The organism is Kitasatospora sp. NPDC093550, assembly GCF_044764985.1.
GTDB lineage: Bacteria > Actinomycetota > Actinomycetes > Streptomycetales > Streptomycetaceae > Kitasatospora.
Window position 1 is genome coordinate 59,311 of the sequence record NZ_JBIWJF010000026.1, and the last position, 25,327, is coordinate 84,637.

At 73.8% G+C, this 25,327-nt stretch carries 24 protein-coding genes and 1 pseudogene; 16 read left to right on the top strand and 9 right to left on the bottom strand.

The features are described 5' to 3' along the window. Window position 1 precedes the first annotated feature (1 nt). Both ACIRD3_RS31700 and ACIRD3_RS31705 read left to right on the top strand, forming a co-directional pair. Window positions 2-208: a hypothetical protein gene (locus tag ACIRD3_RS31700; RefSeq protein WP_402223480.1), complete on the top strand. Its 207-nt coding sequence runs from the start codon at window positions 2-4 to the stop codon at window positions 206-208. 117 nt (window positions 209-325) lie between these two features. Then, window positions 326-1,015 carry a hypothetical protein gene (locus ACIRD3_RS31705; RefSeq protein WP_402223482.1) on the top strand — a complete coding sequence of 230 codons (690 nt, stop codon included), beginning with the start codon at window positions 326-328 and terminating at the stop codon, window positions 1,013-1,015. A gap of 68 nt (window positions 1,016-1,083) precedes the next feature. On the opposite strand, the gene erpA is transcribed toward ACIRD3_RS31705, so the two are convergent. After that, on the bottom strand, window positions 1,084-1,437 hold the full coding sequence (gene erpA, locus ACIRD3_RS31710; protein WP_316520866.1) for an iron-sulfur cluster insertion protein ErpA: 354 nt from the start codon (window positions 1,435-1,437) through the stop codon (window positions 1,084-1,086). Between the two features lie 246 nt (window positions 1,438-1,683). Here erpA and ACIRD3_RS31715 point away from each other — a divergent pair, with 246 nt between their 5' ends. Next, a complete protein-coding gene (locus ACIRD3_RS31715; RefSeq protein WP_402223484.1) occupies window positions 1,684-2,544 on the top strand; it encodes a GNAT family N-acetyltransferase in 861 nt (286 codons plus the stop codon). 126 nt (window positions 2,545-2,670) lie between these two features. Here ACIRD3_RS31715 and ACIRD3_RS31720 read toward each other — a convergent pair whose 3' ends face one another. From ACIRD3_RS31720 to ACIRD3_RS31730, 3 genes are all read right to left on the bottom strand, one after another. Next, window positions 2,671-4,038, bottom strand: a complete 1,368-nt coding sequence (locus tag ACIRD3_RS31720; protein WP_402223485.1) for a pyridoxal phosphate-dependent decarboxylase family protein — start codon at window positions 4,036-4,038, stop codon at window positions 2,671-2,673. Between the two features lie 192 nt (window positions 4,039-4,230). Next, window positions 4,231-4,695 (bottom strand): Lrp/AsnC family transcriptional regulator, encoded by a 465-nt coding sequence (locus tag ACIRD3_RS31725; RefSeq protein ID WP_360353796.1) that lies wholly within the window; start codon window positions 4,693-4,695, stop codon window positions 4,231-4,233. 145 nt (window positions 4,696-4,840) lie between these two features. Then, window positions 4,841-5,764, bottom strand: coding sequence for an NADP-dependent oxidoreductase (locus ACIRD3_RS31730; protein WP_402223487.1), 924 nt, complete (start codon window positions 5,762-5,764; stop codon window positions 4,841-4,843). 219 nt (window positions 5,765-5,983) lie between these two features. Here ACIRD3_RS31730 and nadA point away from each other — a divergent pair, with 219 nt between their 5' ends. Next, window positions 5,984-7,168 carry a quinolinate synthase NadA gene (nadA, locus tag ACIRD3_RS31735; RefSeq protein WP_402223489.1) on the top strand — a complete coding sequence of 395 codons (1,185 nt, stop codon included), beginning with the start codon at window positions 5,984-5,986 and terminating at the stop codon, window positions 7,166-7,168. A 99-nt stretch (window positions 7,169-7,267) separates the two neighbouring features. Here the strand turns inward: nadA and ACIRD3_RS31740 are convergent, their stop codons facing one another. Both ACIRD3_RS31740 and ACIRD3_RS31745 read right to left on the bottom strand, forming a co-directional pair. After that, entirely contained in the window at window positions 7,268-7,561 is a 294-nt protein-coding gene (locus ACIRD3_RS31740) for a hypothetical protein (RefSeq protein ID WP_402223491.1), read from the bottom strand. A gap of 37 nt (window positions 7,562-7,598) precedes the next feature. Beyond that, window positions 7,599-8,390 carry a PspA/IM30 family protein gene (locus ACIRD3_RS31745; RefSeq protein ID WP_402223493.1) on the bottom strand — a complete coding sequence of 264 codons (792 nt, stop codon included), beginning with the start codon at window positions 8,388-8,390 and terminating at the stop codon, window positions 7,599-7,601. A gap of 316 nt (window positions 8,391-8,706) precedes the next feature. On the opposite strand from ACIRD3_RS31745, the gene ACIRD3_RS31750 reads away from it, so the two are divergent. Beyond that, window positions 8,707-9,306 (top strand): DUF3043 domain-containing protein, encoded by a 600-nt coding sequence (locus ACIRD3_RS31750; protein ID WP_402223495.1) that lies wholly within the window; start codon window positions 8,707-8,709, stop codon window positions 9,304-9,306. Window positions 9,307-9,464: 158 nt separating this feature from the next. Further along, entirely contained in the window at window positions 9,465-10,205 is a 741-nt protein-coding gene (locus ACIRD3_RS31755; RefSeq protein ID WP_402223566.1) for a class I SAM-dependent methyltransferase, read from the top strand. A gap of 27 nt (window positions 10,206-10,232) precedes the next feature. On the opposite strand, the gene ACIRD3_RS31760 is transcribed toward ACIRD3_RS31755, so the two are convergent. Beyond that, window positions 10,233-10,433 (bottom strand): hypothetical protein, encoded by a 201-nt coding sequence (locus ACIRD3_RS31760; protein ID WP_402223496.1) that lies wholly within the window; start codon window positions 10,431-10,433, stop codon window positions 10,233-10,235. Between the two features lie 106 nt (window positions 10,434-10,539). Between ACIRD3_RS31760 and cobU the strand changes: the two are divergent. The 7 genes and pseudogenes from cobU to ACIRD3_RS31795 all read left to right on the top strand — a co-directional run. Beyond that, window positions 10,540-11,103 (top strand): annotated as a pseudogene (gene cobU / locus ACIRD3_RS31765) (bifunctional adenosylcobinamide kinase/adenosylcobinamide-phosphate guanylyltransferase); the annotation flags it as partial. Window positions 11,104-11,131: 28 nt separating this feature from the next. Beyond that, window positions 11,132-12,256, top strand: a complete 1,125-nt coding sequence (locus ACIRD3_RS31770) for a nicotinate-nucleotide--dimethylbenzimidazole phosphoribosyltransferase (RefSeq protein ID WP_402223498.1) — start codon at window positions 11,132-11,134, stop codon at window positions 12,254-12,256. Window positions 12,257-12,355: 99 nt separating this feature from the next. Then, on the top strand, window positions 12,356-13,147 hold the full coding sequence (locus tag ACIRD3_RS31775) for an adenosylcobinamide-GDP ribazoletransferase (RefSeq protein WP_402223500.1): 792 nt from the start codon (window positions 12,356-12,358) through the stop codon (window positions 13,145-13,147). A 259-nt stretch (window positions 13,148-13,406) separates the two neighbouring features. Beyond that, the gene (locus tag ACIRD3_RS31780; RefSeq protein ID WP_402223502.1) at window positions 13,407-14,909 is read left to right on the top strand and encodes a leucyl aminopeptidase; all 1,503 of its coding nucleotides are present in this window, start codon (window positions 13,407-13,409) and stop codon (window positions 14,907-14,909) included. 381 nt (window positions 14,910-15,290) lie between these two features. Then, complete coding sequence (gene lpdA, locus ACIRD3_RS31785; RefSeq protein WP_402223504.1) at window positions 15,291-16,697, top strand: dihydrolipoyl dehydrogenase; 1,407 nt, start codon at window positions 15,291-15,293, stop codon at window positions 16,695-16,697. An 80-nt stretch (window positions 16,698-16,777) separates the two neighbouring features. Then, complete coding sequence (gene sucB / locus ACIRD3_RS31790) at window positions 16,778-18,583, top strand: 2-oxoglutarate dehydrogenase, E2 component, dihydrolipoamide succinyltransferase (protein WP_402223506.1); 1,806 nt, start codon at window positions 16,778-16,780, stop codon at window positions 18,581-18,583. Window positions 18,584-18,708: 125 nt separating this feature from the next. Further along, window positions 18,709-19,224 carry a DUF4240 domain-containing protein gene (locus ACIRD3_RS31795; RefSeq protein WP_402223568.1) on the top strand — a complete coding sequence of 172 codons (516 nt, stop codon included), beginning with the start codon at window positions 18,709-18,711 and terminating at the stop codon, window positions 19,222-19,224. 114 nt (window positions 19,225-19,338) lie between these two features. Here ACIRD3_RS31795 and ACIRD3_RS31800 read toward each other — a convergent pair whose 3' ends face one another. Together ACIRD3_RS31800 and ACIRD3_RS31805 are read right to left on the bottom strand one after the other, a co-directional pair. After that, window positions 19,339-20,433: a DUF2510 domain-containing protein gene (locus tag ACIRD3_RS31800; protein ID WP_402223508.1), complete on the bottom strand. Its 1,095-nt coding sequence runs from the start codon at window positions 20,431-20,433 to the stop codon at window positions 19,339-19,341. A 97-nt stretch (window positions 20,434-20,530) separates the two neighbouring features. Next, window positions 20,531-21,037, bottom strand: a complete 507-nt coding sequence (locus ACIRD3_RS31805) for a GNAT family N-acetyltransferase (protein ID WP_402223510.1) — start codon at window positions 21,035-21,037, stop codon at window positions 20,531-20,533. 55 nt (window positions 21,038-21,092) lie between these two features. Here ACIRD3_RS31805 and ACIRD3_RS31810 point away from each other — a divergent pair, with 55 nt between their 5' ends. The 3 genes from ACIRD3_RS31810 to ACIRD3_RS31820 all read left to right on the top strand — a co-directional run bounded on the left by ACIRD3_RS31810 (window position 21,093) and on the right by ACIRD3_RS31820 (window position 25,291). After that, window positions 21,093-21,998 carry a TIGR01777 family oxidoreductase gene (locus ACIRD3_RS31810; RefSeq protein ID WP_402223512.1) on the top strand — a complete coding sequence of 302 codons (906 nt, stop codon included), beginning with the start codon at window positions 21,093-21,095 and terminating at the stop codon, window positions 21,996-21,998. A gap of 451 nt (window positions 21,999-22,449) precedes the next feature. Then, window positions 22,450-23,781, top strand: a complete 1,332-nt coding sequence (locus ACIRD3_RS31815) for an FAD-dependent oxidoreductase (RefSeq protein ID WP_402223514.1) — start codon at window positions 22,450-22,452, stop codon at window positions 23,779-23,781. Window positions 23,782-24,061: 280 nt separating this feature from the next. Continuing rightward, entirely contained in the window at window positions 24,062-25,291 is a 1,230-nt protein-coding gene (locus ACIRD3_RS31820; protein WP_402223515.1) for a cation:proton antiporter, read from the top strand. Window positions 25,292-25,327: the final 36 nt, after the last annotated feature.

Genomic DNA, 25,327 nt, shown 5'->3' on the forward strand with positions numbered 1-25,327 from the left:
GATGATGACCGACCACTCCCCGCTGCCCTCCTGGCGGGCCGAGGACGGCGAGACCCTCGACGCCCTGGTGGACTCCTCCCGTCGGCTGCGCCGGTTCTGGCCGCTGCTGGCGGCCGGGCCGGAGCCCGCCGCCCCCGTGTCCGTCGGCTTCCGCGTCCCCTCCGGGGCCCAGCGGGTGGTCGCCGGGATGGCCGAGTACGGCTTCTGAACCGCTGTCCGTCGAACCTCTGCCCGAGGGCACGGAACCGGATCCGTCCGGGCCACGTCACATCCGCGCGGAGCGGCCGAGGAGGCGGCGCCGTTGAGCTCTCGGGAGGATGTGCAGATGGTTCTGGAGACGATGCCCCGGCGTGGTCGGCGGGCGGTGGCCCTGGCGGGTCTGGCGCTGGCGGCGGTGGTGACGGTGGCCGGGTGCAACGGGGACGGCAAGCCCGCCTCGGACTCGGCGGCGGGTGGCTCGGCCACCGGCTCGGCCTCGGCGAGCGCCTCCCCGCAGGCCCCGGTGCCCTCCGGTAGCGCCTCCGCGGCGGCTCCGACCGGGAGCCCCGCGGACCCCGGTCAGCCGGCGAAGCCGCCGACCGGTGCCGTTCCCGACCCGGGCGCGCCCGCTCCCGCGCAGCCCGCGCCCGGCACTCCCCCGGTCAACGGGATCGCGCCGGGTGAGCCGAACCCGAACGGTTCGGGTTCCCCCGCGCGCCCGCCGGTGTCCTACCGGGTGGACGGCACCACCAAGCTCACCGTGTACTTCTTCGGCGGGGTCTGCACCCAGTACGCGCTGAAGGCGGACGAGTCGCAGCCGGGCCGGGTCGGCGTCACGGTCGTGGCGGGGCCGCCCACCGTGGGCCCCGGGCAGGTCTGCAACGCGCTGGCCAAGCGGCAGTCGGTGTCGGCCGATCTGCGCTCCCCGCTGACCGGGCGGACGGTGGTCGACAGGACCAGCGGCCAGGAGGTCCCGCTGGACGCCGACCCGCACGCCGGGCCGGACCCGGTGACCCCGGACGTCGCCGGGCAGTAGCCGCACGGCGGGGAGAACGACGAAGAGGCGGTCCCGGGAGCTCCCGGGACCGCCTCTTCGCAGCGGGCCTAGCTGAACGAGTCGCCGCAGGCGCAGGAGCCGGTGGCGTTCGGGTTGTCGATGGTGAAGCCCTGCTTCTCGATGGTGTCGACGAAGTCGACGGTGGCGCCGCCCAGGTACGGGGCGCTCATCCGGTCGGTGACGACCTTCACACCGTTGAAGTCCTTGATCACGTCGCCGTCGAGCGAGCGCTCGTCGAAGAACAGCTGGTAACGCAGGCCGGAGCAGCCACCGGGCTGGACGGCGACGCGCAGCGCCAGGTCCTCGCGGCCTTCCTGCTCCAGCAGGGCCTTGACCTTGGCCGCGGCGGCATCGGTGAGGAGGATGCCACTCTCGACGGTGGTCTCGTCCTGGACGGTCATCTGCTTTCTCCCGGTCTTTGACGACGGTCTACCGCCAGTGCCAACCAACGGCCGTCCGGTTTCATTTCCCGGGCGGCGATGGATTTCTACGGCCTGTTCGCGGCTGGTTTTCCGTGGACCGGGTGTGCCACCCGCGTCCCATACGCTCCCCATGCTCGCACAACCCGGGAGGACCGGTCACCGCCCGAGCCGTGGATCCGGGTGAACCGGCCCCGCGGCGGGCCGTCGGACGCCAGGATGGGCGGCATGATCCTTCGCCCGGTCAGGGACACCGCCGCGGACGCGGAGGCCGTCCAGGAGCTGGCCGCCGCCGCGTTCGCCGACCCCGCCGGGGCCGGGACGCCGGAGCCGCCGACGCCGCTGCAGCCGGCCAGGACGAGACACCTGGCGCGCACCGATCCCGGGGGCTGCTGGCTGGCCGAGAGCGGCGGGGAGCCGGTCGGGGTGGTGCTGTCGATGCGCCGGGAGGGCCTCTGGTCGCCGTCCCTGTACGCCGTCCGGCCGTCCGCGCAGGGCAAGGGGGTGGGGCGGCTGCTGCTGGAGCGGGCGGCGGCGCACGCCCGGGGCTGTCTGCGCGGGATGGTCTGCGTCTCGGACGCCCCCGCCGCGGTGCGCCGCTACCGGCTGGCCGGGTTCACCCTGCACCCGGCGATGCGGCTGGCCGGGCGGGTGGACCGGGACGGGCTGGTCGATCCCGGGGACATCCCGGTGCACCGCGGCAACGCCACCCACCTGCACCTGCTGGACTCGGTGGACCGACGGCTGCGCGGCTCCGCGCACGGGCCCGACCACGAGCTGATGCTGGGCCACTTCGAGGAGCTGCTGATCGCCGACGCGCTGGCCGGCAGCGGCTACTGCTACCGGGACGGCGGCACGGTGCGGCTGCTCGCGGCCACCAGCAAGCGGATCGCCGCCCGGCTGCTGCGCGAGGCGCTGGCCCGGGTGCCGGACGGGGTCGAGGCGCGGGTGGACTTCCTGACCGCCGAGCAGGAGTGGGCGCTGGACGTCGGGCTGGAGGTCGGGCTGACGCCGCGGGCCGGCGGCTTCGTCGGGGTGCGCGGGATGCGGCCGCCGATGCCGTACCTGCCGAGCGGGGCGTTCCTGTAGCGCGACCGGGACGACCTGACGACCGGGACGACCGGGAGGGCCAGGACGACCGGGACGACCAGGACGGCGCGCGGAGACGCCGACGGCCCCACCGGGAGCCGGTGGGGCCGTCTGCGGGAGCCTCGGTCAGACCATGGTGTCCAGGATCTCCCGGACCATCTCCATGGTGGTGCCCGGGTGCAGGAAGGCGAAGCGGGCGACCGTCTCGCCGTCCCAGCCGGTGGGGGTGACGAAGCCGATCTGGTCCGCGAGCAGCTGCTGCGACCAGCGGTAGTAGTCGTCGTTGGTCCAGCCCTTGCGCTTGAAGCAGACCGCCGAGAGCTGCGGGTCGAACAGCAGCTCCAGGTGGTCGCTCTCGCGGATCAGCTGCGCGGTGTCCCGGGCGAGCGTGAGGCCGGCCTCGATGGCGTCGGTGTAGGCCTGGACGCCGTGCACGGCGAGCGAGAACCAGAGCGGCAGGCCGCGGGCGCGCCGGGTGAGGTGGTAGGCGTAGTCGGTGGGGTTCCACTCGTCGCCCTCCGTGTGCAGGACGTCCAGGTAGGAGGCGTCCTGGGTGTGCACGGCGCGGGCCAGCTGCGGGTTGCGGTAGATCAGCGCGGCGCAGTCGAAGGGGGCGAACAGCCACTTGTGCGGGTCGACCACGAAGGAGTCGGCGTGCTCGATGCCGTTGTAGCGCTCGCGCACCGAGGGGGCGAAGAGGCCCGCGCCGCCGTACGCGCCGTCGACGTGGAACCAGAGGTCCCGCTCGCGGGCGACCTCGGCCAGGCCCGCCAGGTCGTCGACGATGCCCTCGTTGGTGGTGCCGGCGGTGCCGACGACGGCGATCACCGTCTCGGGGTGGGGGTCGGCGGCCAGCGCGGCGCGCAGCGCCTCACCCGTGAACCGGCGGTTCACGGTCGGGACCTTGAAGGCCTCGACGCCGATGATGTTGAAGGTGTTCTTGACCGAGGAGTGCACCTGGTCGGCGACGGCTATCCGCAGCCGCGCCTCCGGACCGACGCCGAGGCGGCGGCGGGCGGTGTCGCGGGCGACCACGAGCGCGGAGAGGTTGCCCGCCGAGCCGCCGGAGACGAAGGTGCCGCCGGCCGTCTCGGGCATGCCCGCGCGGTCGGCGATCAGGCGCAGCACCTGGTTCTCGGCGGCGATCGCGCCGGCCGCCTCCAGCCAGGAGATGCCCTGCAGCGAGGCGCAGGAGACCACCATGTCGAACAGCAGCGCGGCCTTGGTCGGGGCGCACGGGATGAAGGACAGGTAGCGCGGGCTGTCGGCGGAGATGACCGCGCGGGACAGCTCGTGGTCGTAGAGCTTGAGCACGTCGACCGGGTTGTTGCCGTCCTGGTTCAGCAGGCCGGACAGCTGGGCGCGCAGGTGCTCGCCGTCACCGGGGTGGTCGAGCGGAACGGGGTCGTACTGCAGCCGCTCCCGCATGTAGTCGAAAACCAGGTCGACCAGTTCGTTGTCGGGCCGGTGCATGCGGTCGGGGGCTGCGGACACGGCGGGTCCCTCTCGGCTGTGGGGTGTCGGGGGTGAGATCCGGCCCGGTCGGCGGGGGTCTTCACCGCGACGACCGGACGTGATCAGCGTAGGCAGCCGGAGTGCTTCGCCGCGCGTCGGAACGCGGCTGGTCAGGCAGGTTTCGAGCGTCTTCGGGCCGGTGCGCGCAGGATTCCTGCGCACCCGTCCGGGTCAGCCGATGAGCTGGGAGAGGACCACCGAGGAGCGGCTGCGCTGGACGCCGGGCTCGCGCCGGATCCGCTCGATGACGGCCTCCAGGTGCCGCATGTCCGCGGCCCGCAGGTGGACCAGGGCGTCCGGGTCGCCGGTGACCGTCCAGGCGGCGACGACCTCGGGGAACTGGCGCAGGCTGGCGAGGATCTCCTCGGGAGCGGTGCGCTCGCGGCAGTAGACCTCGACGAAGGCCTCGGTCTGCCAGCCCAGCACCGAGGGGTCGAGCACCACGGTGAAGCCCCGCACCACGCCGCGCGCCCGCAGCCGGTCGATCCGGCGGCGCACGGCGGTGGCGGAGAGGTTCACCTGCAGACCGATCTCGGCGTACGAGGCGCGGCCGTCGCTGCCGAGCCGGGCGAGCAGCAGCCGGTCGGTCTCGTCCAGGTCGGCCCCGATCACCTCGTGCGCTCGGCTGCTGCTCATCGGTGCGGGGCTCCACGGGTCGTGCGAGGGTTCGGCGGGGCGTCGCGGCGGCGGCCGCCATTGCCGAAACGGTTCGCCACCATTCTGGCGGATGACCTGAACGAGTTCACCGCAGATGGATGACGGACTGGCGACCGGGAGGCCCTCACTCCACCAGGAGGACGATCTTGCCCCGGGTGCGGCCCTCGGCGCTGAGCGCCTGGGCGGAGGCGGCCTGGGCCAGTGGGAAGGTCGAGGCGACCGTGACGGTCAGTCGGCCGTCGTCGGCGAGCGCGGCCAGCTCGGTGAGGCCGTCGGCGTCCGGACGGACCCAGACGTACCGGCCGCCGAGGGCCTTGACCCCGTAGTCGGCGACCGAGGCGATCCGCCCCGGGTCGGCCACCAGGCCCGCCGAGACCTGCACGGCGCCCCGGCCGACCAGGTCCAGGGCCGCGTCCACCCCGTCCGGGGCGAGCGCGCGGACCCGCTCGGCCAGACCCTCGCCGTAGGCGACCGGCTCGGCGCCCAGGCCCCGCAGGTAGTCGTGGTTGCGCTCGGCCGCGGTGCCGATCACCCGGGCGCCGAGGGCGCGGGCCAGCTGCACCGCCAGGTGGCCGACCCCGCCCGCCGCGGCGTGCACCAGGACGGTCTCCCCCTCGGCGAGCCGCAGCGCCCGCAGGCCCTGCAGCGCGGTGAGCCCGGCCAGCGGCAGACCGCCGGCCTGCGCCCAGTCCAGCGCGGCCGGCTTGCGGGCCAGGGTGCGGACGGGGGCGGAGACCAGCTCGGCGTAGGTGCCGTGCTCGACGGCGTCCTTGCGGACGCAGCCGTAGACCTCGTCGCCCGGCGCGAACTCGGTGACCCCGCCGCCGACCGCCCGGACCACGCCGGCCGCGTCCCAGCCCATGACCAGCGGGAAGTGCGCGTCGAGCATGCCGTCCAGGGCGCCGTCCCGGACCTTCCAGTCCACCGGGTTCACCCCGGCCGCCCGGACCTCCACCAGGACCGAGTCCGGGCCGACCTTGGGGTCGGGCAGCTCGGTGTACTCGACCACCTCGGGGCCGCCGTAGCGATTGATCGCGATTGCTTTCATGGCTCAGCCATACCCTGGAGCTTCGAAATACCGATTCGGCCACGCCCGGACTCCCCCAAACCGGGCATCGGGCGCCGCAAGGGTCCGATCCGGCGAGCGGTTCTCGTCACATCGACAGGATGGCCATCGTCACTCTGACACTAAGCGGTTATCATAGATAGTGTCAGATAGACGAAAAGGCTTCACCGCTCGATCGGCCGCACAGAAGGGCACCCGCCCGTGACCACCACCATCACCGAGACCTCCGGCGTCGACCCCACACCGACGCCGCTCGCTCTGCTGCTGCTCGGCCGTGAGGCCGACCCGAACAGCGAGCGCGGCGTCGAGTGCCCGGGTGACCTCCCCCCGGCCTCCGACCCCAACCTCGTCGAGCGCGCCCGGGCCGCCAAGGCCGCCCTCGGCGACCGCGTCTTCATCCTCGGGCACCACTACCAGCGCGACGAGGTGATCGAGTTCGCCGACGTCACCGGCGACTCCTTCAAGCTCGCCCGCGACGCCGCGGCCCGCCCCGAGGCCGAGTACATCGTGTTCTGCGGCGTGCACTTCATGGCCGAGTCGGCGGACATCCTCACCACCGACGCCCAGCAGGTCGTCCTGCCGGACCTCGCGGCCGGCTGCTCGATGGCCGACATGGCCACCGCCGAGCAGGTCGCCGAGTGCTGGGACGTGCTGACGGACGCCGGCATAGCGGACGTGACCGTCCCGGTCTCGTACATGAACTCCTCCGCCGACATCAAGGCCTTCACCGGCAAGCACGGCGGCACCATCTGCACCTCCTCCAACGCCGAGCGCGCCCTGGAGTGGGCCTTCGAGCAGGGCGAGAAGGTCCTGTTCCTGCCCGACCAGCACCTCGGCCGCAACACCGCGGTGCGCGAGATGGGCTTCTCGCTGGACGACTGCGTCCTGTACAACCCGCACAAGCCGAACGGCGGCCTGACCGCCGAGCAGCTGCGGGACGCGAAGATGATCCTCTGGCGCGGCCACTGCTCGGTGCACGGCCGGTTCAGCCTGGACTCGGTGAACGACGTCCGCGAGCGGATCCCCGGCGTGACCGTCCTGGTCCACCCCGAGTGCAAGCACGAGGTCGTCACGGCCGCCGACATGGTGGGCTCGACCGAGTACATCATCAAGGCGCTGGACGCCGCGGAGCCCGGCTCCAAGTGGGCCATCGGCACCGAGCTGAACCTGGTCCGCCGCCTGGCCAAGGCGCACCCGGACAAGGAGATCGTCTTCCTGGACCGCACGGTCTGCTTCTGCTCGACCATGAACCGGATCGACCTTCCGCACCTGGTCTGGGCGCTGGAGTCGCTGGTCGAAGGCCGGGTGCCGAACGTGATCACCGTCGACCCGGAGACCGAGAAGTACGCCAAGGCGGCGCTGGACCGGATGCTGGCCCTGCCGTAGCGAGGCCGGTCGGGATCACCGCACGAACCCGCTCACACGAAGGGCGGGCCCCCTCCCACTGGAGGGGGCCCGCCCTTTCGTCTGGCGGCAGCCGCAGGGTTACTCGGGGAAGCCCGGGATCACGCCCTCGCCGTCGGCCATCAGCAGCTCGCGGACCTCTTCGATCGTCGCGTCGGCGCTCGGCAGGATCAGCTCGGACGGCTCCAGCGAATCCAGCGGCACCGGGGTGCCGAACCGCTTCACCGCGTCCAGCAGCTTGCCGTAGGCCTGGCGGAAGAGTTCCTCGTCCCCCGAGTCCACTGCGGTGACGAGCTCGGCGTCGAGCTCGTTGAGCAGGTTCAGGTGGGTCTCGCCCACCTCGAACTGCCCTTCACCCATGACCCTCATGATCATGCCGTGCGTCTCCCTGGTTCGTGGGGTCGAGCTCAGATCACTTGTTGTAGTTGATGCGCGGGGTGTCCTGCTGCTGCTGCGGCTGGGCCTCCGGCTTGCCCGGCTCGATCGCGGCCGGGCCGGACGACGACGGGCCGCCGGTCAGCTCGGCCTTCATCCGGGCCAGCTCCAGCTCGACGTCGGACCCGCCGGCGACGCGCTCCAGCTCGGCCTCGATGTCGTCCTTGCGGCCGAGACCGCTGGCGTCGTCGAGCGCGCCGGAGGCGAGCAGCTCGTCGATGGCACCGGCACGGGCCTGCATCTGGGCGGTCTTGTCCTCGGCCCGCTGGATGGCCAGGCCGACGTCGCCCATCTCCTCCGAGATGCCCGAGAAGGACTCGGCGATCCGGGTCTGCGCCTGGGCGGCGGTGTAGGTCGCCTTGATGGTCTCCTTCTTGGTGCGGAAGGCGTCCACCTTGGCCTGCAGCCGCTGGGAGGCGAGGGTGAGCTTCTCCTCCTCGGCCTGCAGCTGCTGGTACTGGGTCTCCAGATCGGTGATCTGGGACTGCATGTTGGCCTTGCGGGTCAGTGCCTCGCGGGCGAGGTCCTCGCGGCCGAGGGACAGCGCCTTGCGGCCCTGGTCCTCGTACTTGGCCGACTGCTGCTGGAGCTGGGTCAGCTGGAGTTCGAGGCGCTTGCGCGAGGTCGCGACGTCCGCGACGCCACGGCGTACCTTCTGCAGCAGTTCGAGCTGCTTCTGGTACGAGTAGTCGAGCGTCTCACGCGGATCTTCCGCCCGGTCCAAGGCCTTGTTCGCCTTGGAGCGGAAGATCAGCCCCATACGCTTCATGATTCCGTCGCTCATGGGCCTCGGGTGCCCCCTTCTCCGGCCTGCGGTCTCTATCTCGTTACCAGACACGACGAGTGTATGTGCAGCGAGCCCGTCGCCGCAGTGCACCTGCCTGCAACAAGACTGCTACAGCGACCAGTGGCGTTTCCTCCTCCCCCGGGTGGATCCGCCCCTCATCCCCCTCATCGTCCATCCGACTGATCCCCTACGGGAAGTCCCCGGGAAACCCGGTTCGGGCGGCTGCCCGGCGGTATCGATATGCGTTCGGTTCCGAGGGCACCCGTGGAAGCGGCTCCGCACCCCGTACGCTGGTGGTGTGTTCCGACGCCGTTCAGATGATGCCGCCGCCTCCGCCACCGTGCTGGAGAAGCAGGACGAGACGCCCCAGGCCCGCCACCCCGAGGCCAAGAAGGGCCGCCCCACCCCCAAGCGCAACGAGGCCGAGGCCAACCGGCGCACCCGGGTGACGGTGCCCAAGGACCGCAAGGAGGCCGCCCGCCAGGGTCGTGAGCGGATGCGCGTCGAGCGCGAGAAGCAGCGCCAGGCGCTGATGAGCGGCGACGAGCGGCACCTGCCGGCCCGTGACAAGGGCCCGGTCCGCAAGTTCGTCCGCGACTACGTCGACGCCCGCTGGTCGCTCGCCGAGTTCTTCCTGCCGGCCGCCGTGGTGATCCTGGTGCTCAGCATCATCAAGGTGAGCCAGATCCAGCTGCTGTCCACCCTGCTGTTCCTGCTGTTCTTCGTCTTCGTGATCCTGGACTTCGTCCGCCTCGGCTTCGGCCTGCGCAAGGCGCTCGCCGAGCGCTTCCCGAACGAGAACACCCGCGGCGCCGTCGCCTACGGCATCATGCGCACCCTGCAGATGCGCCGGCTGCGCCTGCCCAAGCCGCAGGTGCGGCGCGGGGAGAAGCCCTGACCGCCGAACCGGTCGACTCCGGCTGGGCCCCCCCTTCCTGGGAGGGGCCCGGCCTGTACGCGCTCCCGGGGCAGGGTGACGGCGGCCACGACCGGCTCGCCCAGGAGCGCCGGCTGCCCTCGCGCAGCGGCTCCTTCGCCGGCGGCACCGGTGCCTGGCTGGACCGGCTCGGCGGACTGCGCAACTTCGTCCGCCAGGAGCTCGTCACCCGCCAGCTCGCCGAACAGCTCGCCGGGCGCAGCGCGCAGCGGGTCCTCGACATCGGCTGCGGCCAGGGCACCCAGGCGCTGCGGCTGGCCCGGGCCGGCCACTACGTCACCGGGATCGACTCGGACCCGGTCGCGCTCGGCGTCGCCCAGGGGGCGCTCGCCGCGGAACCCCCGGAGGTCCGGGGCCGGCTGCAGCTGCTCAGCGGCGACGGCCACCAGTGCGGCCGCTGGTTCGGCCCGCGCAGCTTCGACGTGGTGCTCTGCCACGGCGTCCTGATGTACCTGCCGGACCCGGACCCGATGATCGCCTCGCTGGCCCGGCTGCTGGCGCCCGGCGGACTGCTCTCGCTGCTGGTCCGCAACCGTGACGCGCTGGCCCTGCGGCCCGCCGCCGCCGGGGACTGGCGGGCCGCCCTGCACGCCTTCGAGAGCGACCGGTACTACAACCGGCTCGGGCTGGCCGCCCGCGCCGACCGGCTCGCCGACCTCTCCGTGACCCTCTCCGAGGTGTCGGTGCCGATCAAGCACTGGTACGGCGTGCGGGTCTTCACCGACAACGCCCCCGACGACGCGGCCCCGCCGGTGGACGGGAGGCAGCTGGCCCAGCTGCTCGAAGCCGAGGACCGGGCCGGCCGCACCGACCCGTACCGGCAGGTCGCCGCGCTGCTGCACGTGATCGGGGCGAAGTAGGCCCGAGGGCCCCGCCCCGATCCGGGCTCAGCCCTCGTGCAGGCTCATCGCGTAGACGACCCGGTCGTCCTCCAGGAGCACCGCCGTGTCGACGCCGTCCTCGGCGAGCTGCTTCCAGCTCTCCCCGATCCAGGTCTCGGCGTCCCCCTGGCCGGCGAACTCCTCCTGGCCGCCGCCGGGCGTCACCACGCTGCCGTCCGCCTTCTCGTACCGCCACGTCCACGCCATGCCCGGCTCCTCCCGCCGACGACGCCGCCTGTGTTGCTGCGCACCTTAGCCTGCCCGGCCCGATCTTCCGTATGCCTCGTCCGGCAGGATGGGCGGCATGGCGACCCACCCCCCGCTCCCCCGCACGCTGCTGCTCGGCGGCGCCCGCTCCGGCAAGTCCACCCGCGCCGAGCAGCTGCTCGCCGACCGGCCGGACGTCCTGTACGTGGCCACCGGCGGCACCCGGGACGGCGACGCCGAGTGGGCCCAGCGGGTCGCCCTGCACCGGGAGCGGCGGCCGGCGAGCTGGCGCACCGCCGAGACCTGCGACCTGGAGGCCGTCCTGGCCGACCCCGCCGACCCCGCGCCGGTGCTGGTCGACTGCCTGGCGCTGTGGCTGACCTCGGTGATGGACGAGTGCGGCGCCTGGGACGACGAGGTCTGGGCGGTCGGGGGCGAGGGCGCGGTGCAGCGGCGCTGCGAGGCGCTGGCCCGGGCCTGGGCGGCCACCCCGCGGACGGTCGTCGCGGTGAGCAACGAGGTCGGCATGGGTGTCGTCCCGGCCACCGCCGCCGGGCGCCGCTTCCGCGACACCCTGGGCCGGCTCAACATGGCCGTGGCGGACGCCTCCGAGCGCGTCCTGCTGGTCGTGGCCGGACAGGTGCTGACCGTCAAGCCAGCCGCGGGCTGAACATCCGCGGCGTGTAGCCTTCCGGACGATGGACACCACCGTGGATCTCGATACGTTCTCCTCGCTCGTCGAGCGCCCCGACGAGAGCGCCCGGCGGGCCGCCGAGGAGCGCTGGCAGGCGGCCGACCGTCCGCGCGGCGGCCTCGGCAAGCTGGAGGAGCTGGGCAGCTGGCTGGCCTCCGTGCAGGGGCGCTCCCCGGTACGGCCGGTCTCCGCGCCCAAGGTGCTGCTGTTCGCCGCCGACCACGGTGTCGCGGTGCTCGGCGTCTCCCGGATGCCCGCCCGCGGCGGCACCGCGGCCCGGGTGCGCGACGTCTTGGACGGCACCGCACCGGTGGCCCGGCTGGCCGCGCGCTACGGCGCAGGCGTGCGGGTCGTCGACGTCGCGGTGGACGCCGACCCGGCCGACTTCCCGGAGGAGGTCGTGGCCCACCGGATCCGGCGCGGCTCCGGCCGGATCGACGTCGAGGACGCGCTCACCCCGGAGGAGACCGCCCGGGCCTTCCGGGCCGGCATGGCCGTCGCCGACGAGGAGGCCGACGCCGGCACCGACCTGGTGCTGCTCGGCGACCTCGGGGTCGGTGCCACCACGGTGGCCGGCGTCCTGATCGGCGCGCTGTGCGGAACGGACGCGGCGGCGGTCACCGGGCGCGGCTCGGGGATCGACGACCGGGTGTGGATGGTCAAGTGCGCCACCATCCGGGACTCGCTGCGGCGGGCCCGGCCGGTGCTCGGCGACCAGCTGGCGCTGCTCGGCGCCACCGGCGGCGCCGACTTCGCGGCGATCACCGGCTTCCTGCTGCAGGCGGCCGCCCGACGGCTGCCGGTGGTGCTGGACGGCGTGGTCTCGGCGGCCTGCGCGCTGGTCGCGCAGCGGATCGCCTTCCGGGCGCCCGAGTGGTGGCGGGCCGGGCAGTCCAGCGGCGAGCCCGCGCAGGCGAAGGCGTACGACCGGCTGACCCTGACACCGCTGCAGGACCAGGGGATCACCATGGGCGAGGGCGTCGGCGCGCTGCTGGCGCTGCCGCTGCTGCAGGCGGCGGGCGACGCGCTCGCGGACGAGGCCCCGAAGCCGTACGTGCCGGCCGCGCCGAGGGAGCCGCAGGAGCAGCCGAAGCTGCCCTCGGCCGCGGACCTGCTGCGCAAGCTGTAGCCGCGGCTCCCCGCGCCCGGGCGCCCGCCCGACACGTCCGAGAACGCCCCTGCGAAGGGGCGTTCTCGCGTTCAGACCTGTGGTGAGAGGAACGCGTTCATGACGGACCGCGCTGAGCGGGCCACCTGGGGGGACGGGCTGCGGTTCGGCTTCGGAACCCTGTCCGTCCTGCGGGTGCGGGTGGAGCGGTGGGACCGGGCGGCCGGGGCGCGCGCGATGCTGACGGCCCCGGTGGTGGGGCTGGTGCTGGGGGCGGTCGCGGCCGGGGCCGGGGCGCTGGTGGCCTGGCGGGCGGGCGGACCGCTCGGGGCGGTGGCGGCGGTGGGGGCGCTCGCCGCACTGACCCGGGGGCTGCACCTGGACGGCCTGGCGGACGTCGCGGACGGGCTGGGCAGCGGGAAGCCGGCCGAGGACGCGCTGCGTATCATGAAGCAGTCCGACATCGGCCCGTTCGGCGTGCTGACCCTGGTCCTCGTGCTGCTGGCGCAGGTCGTCGCGCTGGCCGGACAGTTCGGGCACTCGCCGCTGCGCGGCGCGCTCGCGGTGCTCGCCTCGGCGACGGCCGCCCGGTGCGCACTCGCCTGGGGCTGCCTCCGGTCGGTGCCGGCCGCCCGGCCGGGCGGGCTGGGCGCCGTGGTGGCGAGCACCGTGACGCCCCTCGGCGCGCTCGCCGCGACGGCCGGCGCCGCGGTCGTCCTGGCCGCGCTCGGAGCATCCGACGGATGGTCAACTCTCCGCCTGCCGCTGGCCCTCCTGATCGGGGTGGGCTGCGCCCGGTTGCTGCTGGTGCGGTGCGTGCGACGGCTCGGCGGGATCACCGGCGACGTGCTCGGCGCCACGGCGGAGACGGCCGCCACGGGCACGCTGTTCGCCCTGGCGTTGCTCGGCTGACACCGGGCGGCGCGTGATCCCACCATGCGGACTACCATGCGTGGAGCACCGCAGCCCTGCACCGTGGCAGGTCCTGCCCGCCCGGCGCGTACCCGAGGAGCCGGGGCCTCTGGTGTGCGCGACCGCTTCCGGTCGGCGCGCGCGCCAGGGGGCCCGGACCCGGGACCCGCCGGCGGACGGCGCCTGCGACGGCGGGCTGCGCCGGTGCGGCATCCGCGCCGTGACCGGCCGTGGACCGCGAAAGAACAGGACGCATGACGTGACTGCATTGTCTGTGAGCACCTCCTCCGCCGCCTCGCTGCGCGCGGAGGCCCTGGTGATCGGTGTCGCGAAGGGCCCGAAGGGCGTCGTGCTGGCCCCCGGCACCGAGGCCGTGAACGAGGCGTTCGAGGGCAAGCTGGCCGAGATCCTCGGCACCCTGGGCGCGACCGGCGCCGAGGGCGAGGCCGTGAAGGTCCCCTCCCCCGCCGGCGTGAAGGCCGGGTTCGTGCTCGCGGTCGGCCTCGGCGAGGCGGGCGACGAGGGCTTCGAGCCGGAGGCGCTGCGCCACGCCGCCGGTGTCGCCGCCCGTACCCTGGCCGGCGTCAAGAAGGCCGCGCTGGCCCTGCCGGCCGAGTCCGCGGCTGAGGTCGAGGCGGTCGCGCTGGGCGGTCTGCTCGGCTCGTACGCCTTCGGCACGTACAAGGGCAAGGGCAACGGCAAGGAGCCGGTCGGCGAGCTGGTCGTGCTGGCCCCCCGCAAGGGCAGCAAGGACGCCAAGGCCGCCGTGGAGCGCGCCGCCGCCGTCGGCGAGGAGATGAACCGCGCCCGCGACCTGGTCAACCTCGCGCCGAACGACCTGACCCCGAAGAGCTTCGCCGCGACCGTCCAGGCCGCCGCCAAGGAGCACGGCCTCAAGGTCGAGGTGCTGGACGAGAAGGCGCTGACCAAGGGCGGCTACGGCGGCCTGATGGGCGTCGGCGGCGGTTCGGTGAACCCGCCCCGCCTGGTGAAGGTGGCCTACACCCACCCGAAGGCCGAGAGCACCCTGGCGTTCGTCGGCAAGGGCATCACCTACGACTCGGGCGGCATCTCGCTGAAGCCGGCCGGCTACAACGAGACCATGAAGTGCGACATGGCCGGCGCCGCCGCCGTGTTCGCCGCCGTGGTGGCCGCCAAGCGCCTGGGCCTGGCCGTCAACGTGACCGGCTGGCTGGCGCTGGCCGAGAACATGCCCTCCGGCTCGGCCGTCCGCCCGGGCGACGTGCTGCGGATCTACGGCGGCAAGACCGTCGAGGTCCTGAACACCGACGCCGAGGGCCGTCTGGTGCTGGCCGACGCCCTGGTGCGGGCCGGCGAGGAGAACCCGGACGTCATCGTCGACGTGGCCACCCTGACTGGCGCCATGGTGATGGCCCTGGGCACCCGCACCTTCGGTGTGATGTCCAACAACGACGAGCTGCGCGCGGACCTGCACGCCCTCGCCGGCGAGGTCGGCGAGGAGTCCTGGCCGATGCCGATGCCCGCCCACCTGCGCAAGGGCATGACCGAGTCGACCATCGCCGACCTGGCCAACATGGGCGAGCGGATGGGCGGCGGCCTGGTGGCCGGTCTGTTCCTGCAGGAGTTCGTGGCCGAGGGCACCGACTGGGCGCACCTGGACATCGCCGGTCCGGCGTACCACGAGGGCGCTCCGTTCGGTTACACCCCGAAGGGCGGCACCGCGAGCGGGGTGCGCACCCTGGTCGCCTTCGCCGAGCGGACGGCGACCGGCAAGGCCTGATCGGAGGCACCCGCCGCGACGGGGCCCGGCGCGCGTGCGCCGGGCCCCGTCGGCGTTCCGAAGGGGTTACCTGCGAGTAAGCCCCACCGGCGGACCGCACCCCTGTTCGCTGCGGGCGAAACTTTGTTCCACACTGCGGAAGAGGCGGCCGCGGACGGCGCGGAAGGCGCCCGTCCGGCGGCTGTCAATACCGCGCTGAGCTGCGATGATGCCCATCCGTGGGGGGTATTCCCGCCCCGGTGACCACTCCGCGGGACACCCCTGGGGTGGACCCGGACATCAGCCACCGCGAACAAGTGCGAAGATGTATTTCCGGCACGACTGGGCGCCCCACAAAGGCTTCCGACCCACCGGACCGCGACCGGCCCGGCGACCCACCCCATGCATGGAGGACGTGACGTGGCGAACGACGCCAGCACCGTTTTCGACGTAGTCATTCTCGGAGGCGGAAGCGGCGGTTACGCCGCGGCGCTCCGCGCCGCTCAGCTGGGCCTGAGCGTTGCCCTGGTCGAGAAGGGTGAGCTGGGCGGCACCTGCCTGCACCGCGGCTGCATCCCGACCAAGGCGCTGCTGCACGCGGCGGAGATCGCGGACGAGACGAAGGAGGCCGCCGAGTTCGGCGTGCTGGCCACCTTCCAGGGCATCGACATCAACGGCGTCCACAAGTACAAGGACGACGTCATCGCCGGCCTGTACAAGGGTCTGCAGGGCCTGGTGGCGTCCCGCAAGGTCACCTTCATCCAGGGCGAGGGCAAGCTCTCCTCGCAGACCTCGGTGGACGTCAACGGCCAGCGCATCGAAGGCCGCCACATCGTCCTGGCCACCGGTTCCGTGCCGCGCTCGATCCCGGGCCTGGAGATCGACGGCAACCGCGTGATCTCCTCGGACCACGCCCTCAAGCTCGACCGCATCCCGAAGTCGGCCGTCATCCTCGGTGGCGGCGTCATCGGCGTCGAGTTCGCCTCGGTCTGGAAGTCCTTCGGCGTCGAGGTCACCATCGTCGAGGCGCTGCCGCACCTCGTCCCGCTGGAGGACGAGAACTCCTCCAAGCTGCTGGAGCGCGCGTTCCGCAAGCGCGGCATCAAGTTCGAGCTGAAGGCCCGCTTCTCCGGCGTCGAGTACACCGAGACCGGTGTCCGCGTCTCCACCGAGAACGGCAAGCAGATCGACGCCGACCTGCTGCTCGTCGCCATCGGCCGCGGCCCGGTCTCGGCCGGCCTCGGCTACGAGGAGAACGGCGTCGCGATGGACCGCGGCTACGTCCTGGTCGACGAGTACATGCGCACCAACGTGCCCACCATCTCCGCCGTCGGCGACCTCGTCCCCACCCTGCAGCTGGCCCACGTCGGCTTCGCCGAGGGCATCCTGGTCGCCGAGCGCCTGGCCGGCCTCAAGCCGGTGCCGATCGACTACGACGGCGTCCCGCGCGTGACCTACTCCAACCCCGAGGTGGCCTCCGTCGGCATCTCCGAGGCCAAGGCCGTCGAGCTGTACGGCAAGGAGAAGGTCGTCACCCTCAAGTACAACCTGGCCGGCAACGGCAAGAGCAAGATCCTGAAGACCGCCGGCGAGATCAAGCTCGTCCAGGTCAAGGACGGCGCCGTGGTCGGTGTCCACATGGTCGGCGCCCGCATGGGCGAGCAGGTCGGCGAAGCCCAGCTGATCTACAACTGGGAGGCCCTGCCGGCCGAGGTCGCGCAGCTCATCCACGCGCACCCGACCCAGTCCGAGGCCCTGGGCGAGGCGCACCTGGCGCTGGCCGGCAAGCCGCTGCACGCGCACGACTGATCGCGCCCCACCCCCCTTTTCCGGTACTTCCCGTACGCAAGTACTTCCGTACGCAAGACTTGATAGGAGTCGCTGAAACCATGGCGGTCTCAGTAACACTGCCCGCGCTGGGCGAGAGCGTTTCCGAGGGCACTGTCACCCGTTGGCTGAAGGCCGAGGGTGAGCGTGTCGAGGTCGACGAGCCGCTGCTCGAGGTCTCCACCGACAAGGTCGACACCGAGATCCCGGCCCCGGCTTCCGGCATCCTCTCCTCGATCAAGGTCGGCGAGGACGAGACCGTCGAGGTCGGCGCCGAGCTGGCGATCATCGACGACGGTTCCGGCGCCCCGGCTGCCGCTCCGGCCCCCGCCGCCGCGGCCGCGCCCGCCGCCGCCCCGGCTCCGGTCGCCGAGGCCCCGGCCGCCGCTCCGGCTCCGGCCGCTGCTCCGGCCCCCGCCGCCGCTCCGGCCGCTCCGGCCGGCGACGCCACCCCGGTGCTGCTCCCCGCCCTGGGCGAGTCCGTCACCGAGGGCACCGTCACCCGCTGGCTGAAGGCCGAGGGTGAGACGGTCGAGGTCGACGAGCCGCTGCTCGAGGTCTCCACCGACAAGGTCGACACCGAGATCCCGTCGCCGGTCGCCGGCACCCTGGTGAAGATCCTGGTCGGCGAGGACGAGACCGCCGAGGTCGGCGCCCAGCTCGCGCTGATCGGCGCCGCGGGTGCGGTTGCCGCCGCTCCGGCTCCGGCTCCGGCTCCGGCTGCCGCTCCGGCTCCGGCTCCGGCTCCGGTCGCCGCCCCCGCTCCGGTCGCCGCTCCCGCTCCGGTCGCCGCCCCGGCTCCGGCCGCCCCGGCCCCGGTTGCCGCCGCTCCGGCTGCTCCGGTCGCCGCCCCCGCTCCGGTCGCCGCTCCGGCCCCGGTTGCCGCTCCGGCTCCGGCCGCTGCTCCGGTCGCCCCGGCCGCTCCGGCTGCCCCCGCCGCCGACAACGGTGACGCCTACGTCACCCCGCTGGTGCGCAAGCTCGCCGCCGAGCACGGTGTCGCGCTGTCCTCCGTCGCCGGTACCGGCGTCGGCGGCCGCATCCGCAAGCAGGACGTCATCGCCGCCGCGGAGGCCGCCAAGGCCGCTCCGGCCCCGGTCGCCGCCGCCCCGGCCGCCGCGCCGAAGGCCTCCGCCGCGCCGTCCGCCCTGCGCGGCCAGACGGTCAAGATGACCCGCATGCGCAAGGTCATCGGCGACAACATGATGAAGGCCCTGCACGAGCAGGCCCAGCTGACCAGCGTGGTCGAGGTGGACGTCACCAAGATCATGTCGCTGCGCGCCAAGGCCAAGGACTCCTTCCTCGCCCGCGAGGGCGTGAAGCTGTCCCCGATGCCGTTCTTCGTCAAGGCCGCCGCCCAGGCGCTGAAGGCCCACGCGGTCGTCAACGCCCGGATCAACGACGCCGAGGGCACCATCACCTACTTCGACACCGAGAACATCGGTATCGCGGTGGACTCCGAGAAGGGTCTGATGACCCCGGTCATCAAGGGTGCGGGCGACCTCAACATCGCCGGCATCTCGAAGAAGACCGCCGAGCTGGCCGGCAAGGTCCGCGACAGCAAGATCACCCCGGACGAGCTGTCCGGCGCCACCTTCACCATCAGCAACACCGGCTCGCGCGGTGCGCTGTTCGACACCGTGATCGTGCCGCCGAACCAGGCCGCCATCCTGGGCATCGGCGCCACCGTCAAGCGCCCGGTGGTCATCGAGGCCGACGGCGGCACCGCCATCGGCATCCGTGACATGACCTACCTGTCGCTCTCCTACGACCACCGCCTGGTGGACGGCGCCGACGCCGCCCGCTACCTGGTCGCGGTCAAGGAGATCCTGGAGGCCGGCGAGTTCGAGGTCGAGCTCGGCCTCTGACCCCTCCACGGTCCTGCGGAACCCCGCGTCGTCCCCGGACGGCGCGGGGTTCCGCCGTTTCGGCCTCCGGGCGCGCCGGGTCGTGGCATGCGCGGAGGCGGCCGAACGGGGATGCTTGAGCGGTGATGGACGAGACGGACTTCTGGCAGATCATCGACGAGACCCGGGACGCCGCCGAGGGCGATCCCGACGAGCAGGCCGACCGGCTGGTGGAGCGGCTCGCCCAACTGACCCCGGACGACGTGATCGACTTCGCCCGGCTGTTCGAGGCCCGGTTCCAGCGCGCCTACCGCTACGACCTCTGGGGCGCGGCCTACCTGCTGCTGGACGGCGCCTCCGAGGACACCTTCGACTACTTCCGCTGCTGGCTGATCGGCCAGGGCCGGGAGGTCTTCGAGGGCGGGCTGACCGAGCCGGACGACCTGGCGGACCTGCTCCCCGAGTTCGACGAGGAGGAGGACGGCGAGGCCGAGGACCTCGGCTACGCCGCCGACGAGGCGTACGAGCAGCTGACCGGGCTGCCGCTGCCCGAGGTCGGCGGGCGGCAGGCCGGACGGCCGTCCGGGGCTCCGCTGGACTTCGACGACCCGGACGTCATGGCGAAGCGCTTCCCCAAGCTCTGGGAGCGGTACGGGGACTGAGCCGGGCGCACGGCGCGTCCCGCGGACCCTCGCCGGGTCCGCGGGACGCGCCGTGTGCTCAGGAGGAGCCGCTCAGGTGGAGCCGCTCAGGTGGAGCCGCTCAGGAGAAGCCGCTCAGGTGGAGCTGCCGGACGTGCTGTCCTGCTTGACGCCCTTGAGGATCTGGTCCAGCACCGAGGCGTCCGGTGCCGACGGGTGGTCGTCCACGCCGCCCTCGAAGACCACGTAGCCGCCGCCCTTGGCCGGGACGGCGGCCAGCAGGACGTAGCCCTGGGTGCCGTCCGAGGTGCTGACGTGCCAGCGGGTGGCGTAGCCGGACACGCCGGCGACGCTGACGTAGCCGGAGCCGGCGTCGGTGTGCGAGGTGATCCCGGTGAAGATCTGCCCGGCGTAGGTGGGCATCGCGCCGTCGGCGGCCGCCTTGGCCGTGTCGCCCTGGACGGTGTCCTTCTCGACCGAGAACTGACCGCGGATGCAGGAGTTGCCGTCCGGGCAGGTGTAGCGGCCGGTGCCGAGGAAGACCGTGGAGTGCGCGCCGTCGGTCGTCGCGTCCCAGCCGTCGAAGACCGGGACGGTGATCGCGTGCTGCGGGTCCGGGACGGTGCTCTTGAGGACCGGCGCGGGCTTGGGCGCCGGCACCGTCGGGCTGGTGGTGGGCCGGGTCGGGGTGGGCCGGGGCGAGGGGCTGTCGCTCTGGGTGACGGTCACCGTGGGGTTCGGGGTCGGGTCCGCCTTGGGGTCGCCGCCGCCGCTGAGCGCGATCCCGGCGATGGTCCCGCCCACGGCCAGCACGGCGATCGCGATGCCGATGATCATGCCGGACTTGTTCCTGGGCGGGGCCGGCGGGTAGCCCGGGCCGGGGTAGCCGTAGCCCGGGGCCGCCGGGTAGCCGGCCTGGCCCTGGTAGCCGCCCTGGCCCTGGTAGCCGTCCTGGCCCGGGTAGCCGTAGCCGGGCGTCGGGGAACCGTCCTGGCCCGGGTATCCGTACGCCGGGGGCTGGGCCGCGGCGCCGCCCGGGTAGCCGTAGCCGGGCTTCTGGTCGGTGGGCTGCCACGTCTGGGTCGGGGCGTCGGGGAGCCCGCCCGCGACGCCGCCCTGGAGCGGCCGGACCTCGCTGGTCCACGCGTTGCCGTCCCACCAGCGCTCGTGACCGGGGGTGCCGTCCGCACCCGGGACCGGGTACCACCCGGGAGGCGTCGAGTTGCTCACGGCCGTACGGTACCCGGCGTGGCGGCGGTCCAGACAGGGCGGGACGGTCACGACTCTGCACCGCCCCCGGGCCTGACGGAGCACCGACGGAACGGCCTCAGCCGACCAGTCGGCGGGCCATCCAGATGTCGTCCACGTAGCGGCCGTCGATCAGGAACTCCTCGGCCAGCGAGCCCTCGACGACGAAGCCGCAGCCCTCGTAGAGGCGGCGGGCGGGGGCGTTCCAGCCGAGCACCCGCAGGGTCATCCTCCGGGCGCCGTCCGCGCGGGCCGCGTCGCAGGCGGCCTCGACCAGGCGGCGGCCGACGCCCCGGCCGCGGGCGGAGCCGTCGACGGCCAGGCCCTGGATCTGGCGGACGTGCCGGTTGCTGGCCAGCGGGGTGGGCGGGACCTGGCGGACGTAGCCGACGATCCGGCCGCCCAGGACGGCCAGCAGGAACTGGTCCGGGGTGTGGCGTTCGTCGAAGACCCCGTCCTCGACGGGCGGCTGCGGGGAGACGTCGGACAGCGGGGACCAGGCGGCGCGGTTGAGGGCGGCCAGTTCGCGCTCGTCCTCGGGCTGCGCCGGACGGATGATCAGATCGTCGGCGGACATGCGCGCCATGCTAATGAGGCGGATGCGCACGCGACAGGGAGATGTGGCCTGCGAGGATGGACGCATGCGCATCGCTGTCACGGGTTCCACGGGTTTGATCGGTTCGGCGCTGGTCCGCTCCCTGCTGGCGGACGGCCACGAGGTGGTCCGGCTGGTCCGGCACCGCTCCAGGACGGGCCCGCAGCCCGACGGCAGTACGGCGATCGGCTGGAACCCGCTGCTCGGCGAGGTCGACCGGGACGGGCTGGTCGGCGTCCGGGCCGTGGTGCACCTGGCCGGCGCCGGGGTCGGCGACCGCCGCTGGACGGACGCCTACAAGCGGGAGATCCGGGAGAGCCGGGTCTACGGCACCGAGACGCTGGCCGTCGCCCTGGCCGAGCTCGAGGAGCCGCCGGAGGTGTTCGTGAGCGCCTCCGCGGTCGGCTGGTACGGACAGACCGGCGACGAGGTGATCGACGAGGACTCCCCCGCCGGCGACGACTTCCTGGCCGAGGTCTGCCTGGAGTGGGAGGCCGCCGCCCGGCCGGCCGAGCGGGCCGGGATCCGGGTCGTCCACCCCCGCACCGGCATGGTGCTGTCCGCGGCCGGCGGGGCCGGCGGGCGGCTGTTCCCGCTGTTCAAGCTGGGCCTGGGCGGGCGCCTCGGCAACGGGCGGCAGTACTGGAGCTTCATCTCGCTGCACGACGAGGTGGCCGCGCTGCGCTTCCTGCTCGACCACGACGACCTCTCCGGCGCCTTCAACCTGACGGCGCCGAACCCGGCGACCAACGCCGAGCTGACCACCGCGCTCGGGCGGGCGCTGCGGCGCCCGACCCCGTTCCCGGTGCCGGAGGCGGTGCTCAAGGCGGTGCTGGGCGAGCTGGCGGTCGAGGTGGTCGGCAGCCACCGGGTGGTGCCCAAGCGGCTGATGGACGCGGGCTTCCGGTTCACGCACCCGGACGTCTACTCGGCGGTGCTCGCGGCGCTCTGACGCTGCGCACGGGGAGCACCGGGGGGGGCGGCCCCGGCTCGGCGCGCTGCCGCTGCGCGGACAGCCCTGGAGCGGGGCCCCTCGGCCGGGCCCGGCGTACGCGCGGGCGGCCCCGTGCGTACCTCCGGCTACGGCATCCGCGCTGGCCAGGGGCATATGCCGGGCGGGGGTCGGACGGGGCTCCGGGAGGGGGCGCACGGGAGCACATGGCGGGCGCGTCGCACGCCCCCGGTGACCGTGCGCGCCCGTCGACCCCCCAACCCGGCCGCCACGGCGCACTGTCCGTGACCGCGCCCCGCCCGTCGCCGCACTACCCCTGCCGAGTGTCGAATCAGGCTCGATGCGCTTGTCTGATGCTCACACTGACTGGGCATCACCCTCCTCGGACCGTGTCCCGGCACCCCGCTGCCTGCGTCGGCCGGAGCCCCGGGACCAGGGAGGGAGCACGCCAGTGCCCACGTACGACTTCACCCGCCGTGCCCGTCGGCCGTCCGACCCGGACGTCGTCGTGGTCGGCGCCGGACTCGCGGGCCTGGCCGCCGCCCGCGCGCTCACCGGCCACGGCCTCACCGTTCAGGTCCTGGAGAGCACCGACCGGATCGGCGGCCGGATGGCCACCCGCGAGCTGGACGGATTCCGGCTCGACGACGGCAGTCACCTGCTGAACACCGCCTTCCCCGAGCTGCGCCGCACGCTCGACCTCGACCGCCTCGACCTGCGCCCGCTCGCGCCCGGCGTACTCGTGCACAGCGGCGGCCGCCGGTACCGCGCCGGGGACCCGCAACTCACCGCCGCCCGGCAGGCCGCCACCCGTGCCCCGCTCGGCAGTCCGCTGGACAGGGCCCGGCTCGGCAGCTGGCTCGGCCGGCTCGCCGCCACCCCGGTCAGCCGGCTGCAGACCCGGCCGGAGACCACCGCCGCCCGCGCGCTCACCGGCCACGGCCTCGCCCCGCGCACCGTCGACGGCTTCCTGCGCCCGCTGCTCAGCGCCCTGCTCGCCGATCCGGCACTCGGCACCAGCAGCCGGGTCGCCGACCTGGTGCTGCGCTCGTACGCCCGCGGCCGGCTCTGTCTGCCCGCCGGCGGGATCGCGGCGGTACCGGCCCAACTGGCCGCCGCCCTGCCCGTCGGCACCGTCCGCCCCGGGGTGCGGGTCACCGCGATCGCCGCGGACGGCGTGGAGACCCTCGCGCACGGGCGGATCGGCGCCCAGGCCGTCGTCGTCGCCACCGACGCCCGCTCCGCCGCCGAGCTGCTGCCCGGGCTGCGGCTGCCGGACTTCCACCCCGTCACGACCTTCTACCACACGGCCGACCGCACCCCGCTGGGCGAGCCCGTGCTGCTGCTCGACGGTGACCGGCCCCACGGACACCCGCCGCTGGTCTCGCACTCGCTGGTGCTCAGCGAACTGCACCCGTCCTACGCCCCGGCCGGCCAGGCGCTGGTCGCCACCACCGTGCTCGGGCGGCGCTCCTTCGACGCGGGCGGCCCGGCCGGGCTGGAACCGGCCGTCCGGGCCCGGCTCGCCGAGCTGTACGGCACCTCGACGACGGGCTGGCAGTTCCTCAGCGTGCGGCACGTCCCGGACGCGCTGCCGGCCATGCCCCCGCCGCACAACACCCGGCGCCCGGTGCGCCTGCTGGCCGGGCTGTACGTCGCCGGGGACCACCGGGACACCAGCACCGTGCAGGGCGCGCTGGTCTCCGGGCGGCGGGCGGCGCAGGCGGTGCTGCGCGACCTCGGCGTCCCGGCCGACGCGCGGGAGGCGGAGGCGGCGGCCTGAGGGCCCTGCGGGCTCCGGCCTTGGGGGCTGCGGCCCCTCGGGCTGCGGGCGCCGCCGCGTCGGCCCCGTCCGGCGGTGTCCGGACACGCCAGCGGTCTGCCGGGGTGACAGACCGACGGCGTGCCAGGATGCCCGATGTGACCGATCTGACCGCTCATCGGATGATTCCGACCCCTCGGAGGGCCCCGGACCCCCGGGTGACCCCGACCGCCCGGGTGGTGCCGGTCTCCCGGCCGGTTCCGACCGCCCGGGTGGTGCCGACCGCGCGGCCGGTCGTCCGGTGAGCACCGGGGCCCCCGATCCGCTGACGCTGGTCCTGATCCCCGCCGCGGCCGCGGCCGCGCCACTGCTCGCCGACCGGCTGCTGCGGTGGATCGCCGTACCGACCGTCGTGGTCGAGATCGTGCTCGGAGTGCTGATCGGCCCGGACGTCCTGGACTGGGCGCACGTCGACCCCCTGGTCGACGCGCTCTCCCAGTTCGGCCTGGCCATGCTGATGTTCCTCGCCGGGTACGAGATCGACTTCGGCAAGCTGCGCGGCGGCCCGCTGAAACGGGCGGGCGCCGCGTGGCTGGTCTCGCTGGTCGCGGGCCTCGGGGTGGGCGCGCTGGTCAACCGCAGCGCGCTGGACGGCGCCTTCGCCGGGCTGGTGCTCACCACCACGGCGCTCGGCACGATCCTGCCGATCCTCCGCGACTCCGGTGAACTTCCCACGCCCTTCGGCTCCTTGGTGATGGCCACCGGCGCGGTCGGTGAGTTCGCGCCGATCATCGCCATCGCCGTGCTGCTCAGCGGGAACTCGCCCGCCCGGACGGCGGTCATCCTCGGCGCCTTCGCGGTGATCACCGCGGTCGCCGTGTTCGGCGCGCGCCGGCCCCGGCCGGCCTGGACCACCCGGCTCATCGAACGGACCCTGCGCACCTCCGGGCAGTTCGCGATCCGCGCGGTGATCCTGGTGCTGGCCGCCATGGTCGCCGCGGCGCTCTGGCTCGACCTCGACATGCTGCTCGGCGCCTTCACCGCCGGGATCGTCTCCCGGCTGCTGCTCTCCGACGTCCGGCGGGCCGAGGAGGAGGTGATCGAGGCCAAGCTGGAGAGCATCGGCTTCGGCTTCCTGGTGCCGGTCTTCTTCGTGGTCAGCGGGATGAAATTCGACCTGGACGCCCTGCTGGACGACCCGGGCACCCTGCTGCTCGTCCCGCTGTTCCTGCTGCTCTTCCTGCTCGTGCGCGGGCTGCCGGCCGGGCTGCTCGCCCCGGCCGGGCTCGGCCGGCGCGACCGCGCGGCGCTCACCCTGTACGGGGCGACGGCGTTGCCGCTGGTCGTGGTGATCACCACCATCGAGGTGGACGCCGGGCACCTGGCGTCCTCGACGGCGGCGGCGCTGGTCGGCGCCGGGATGCTGTCGGTGCTGCTGTTCCCGCTGGCGGCGCAGCGGGTGCGCGCCGACGTCCGGCCGCCGGTGGCGGACGGAGCGGGGAAGCCGAGGGTCCGGGCCGAGAGCTGGTGAGGGGCCCGGCCCGGAGCCCGGCCGGTCGGATCGCCG

Bases quoted from the DNA above. Each gene is read 5' to 3' on its own strand.
- ACIRD3_RS31700 (WP_402223480.1), top strand. From the start codon at position 2: ATGATGACCGACCACTCCCCGCTGCCCTCCTGGCGGGCCGAGGACGGC.
- ACIRD3_RS31810 (WP_402223512.1), top strand. From the start codon at position 21,093: ATGCGCATCGCTGTCACGGGTTCCACGGGTTTGATCGGTTCGGCGCTG.
- ACIRD3_RS31730 (WP_402223487.1), bottom strand. From the start codon at position 5,764: ATGAAAGCAATCGCGATCAATCGCTACGGCGGCCCCGAGGTGGTCGAG.
- ACIRD3_RS31740 (WP_402223491.1), bottom strand. From the start codon at position 7,561: ATGATCATGAGGGTCATGGGTGAAGGGCAGTTCGAGGTGGGCGAGACC.
- ACIRD3_RS31760 (WP_402223496.1), bottom strand. From the start codon at position 10,433: ATGGCGTGGACGTGGCGGTACGAGAAGGCGGACGGCAGCGTGGTGACG.
- ACIRD3_RS31775 (WP_402223500.1), top strand. From the start codon at position 12,356: ATGACGGACCGCGCTGAGCGGGCCACCTGGGGGGACGGGCTGCGGTTC.
- lpdA (WP_402223504.1), top strand. From the start codon at position 15,291: ATGCATGGAGGACGTGACGTGGCGAACGACGCCAGCACCGTTTTCGAC.
- erpA (WP_316520866.1), bottom strand. From the start codon at position 1,437: ATGACCGTCCAGGACGAGACCACCGTCGAGAGTGGCATCCTCCTCACC.
- sucB (WP_402223506.1), top strand. From the start codon at position 16,778: ATGGCGGTCTCAGTAACACTGCCCGCGCTGGGCGAGAGCGTTTCCGAG.
- ACIRD3_RS31715 (WP_402223484.1), top strand. From the start codon at position 1,684: ATGATCCTTCGCCCGGTCAGGGACACCGCCGCGGACGCGGAGGCCGTC.
- ACIRD3_RS31770 (WP_402223498.1), top strand. From the start codon at position 11,132: ATGGACACCACCGTGGATCTCGATACGTTCTCCTCGCTCGTCGAGCGC.
- ACIRD3_RS31795 (WP_402223568.1), top strand. From the start codon at position 18,709: ATGGACGAGACGGACTTCTGGCAGATCATCGACGAGACCCGGGACGCC.
- ACIRD3_RS31745 (WP_402223493.1), bottom strand. From the start codon at position 8,390: ATGAAGCGTATGGGGCTGATCTTCCGCTCCAAGGCGAACAAGGCCTTG.
- ACIRD3_RS31725 (WP_360353796.1), bottom strand. From the start codon at position 4,695: ATGAGCAGCAGCCGAGCGCACGAGGTGATCGGGGCCGACCTGGACGAG.
- ACIRD3_RS31805 (WP_402223510.1), bottom strand. From the start codon at position 21,037: ATGGCGCGCATGTCCGCCGACGATCTGATCATCCGTCCGGCGCAGCCC.
- ACIRD3_RS31705 (WP_402223482.1), top strand. From the start codon at position 326: ATGGTTCTGGAGACGATGCCCCGGCGTGGTCGGCGGGCGGTGGCCCTG.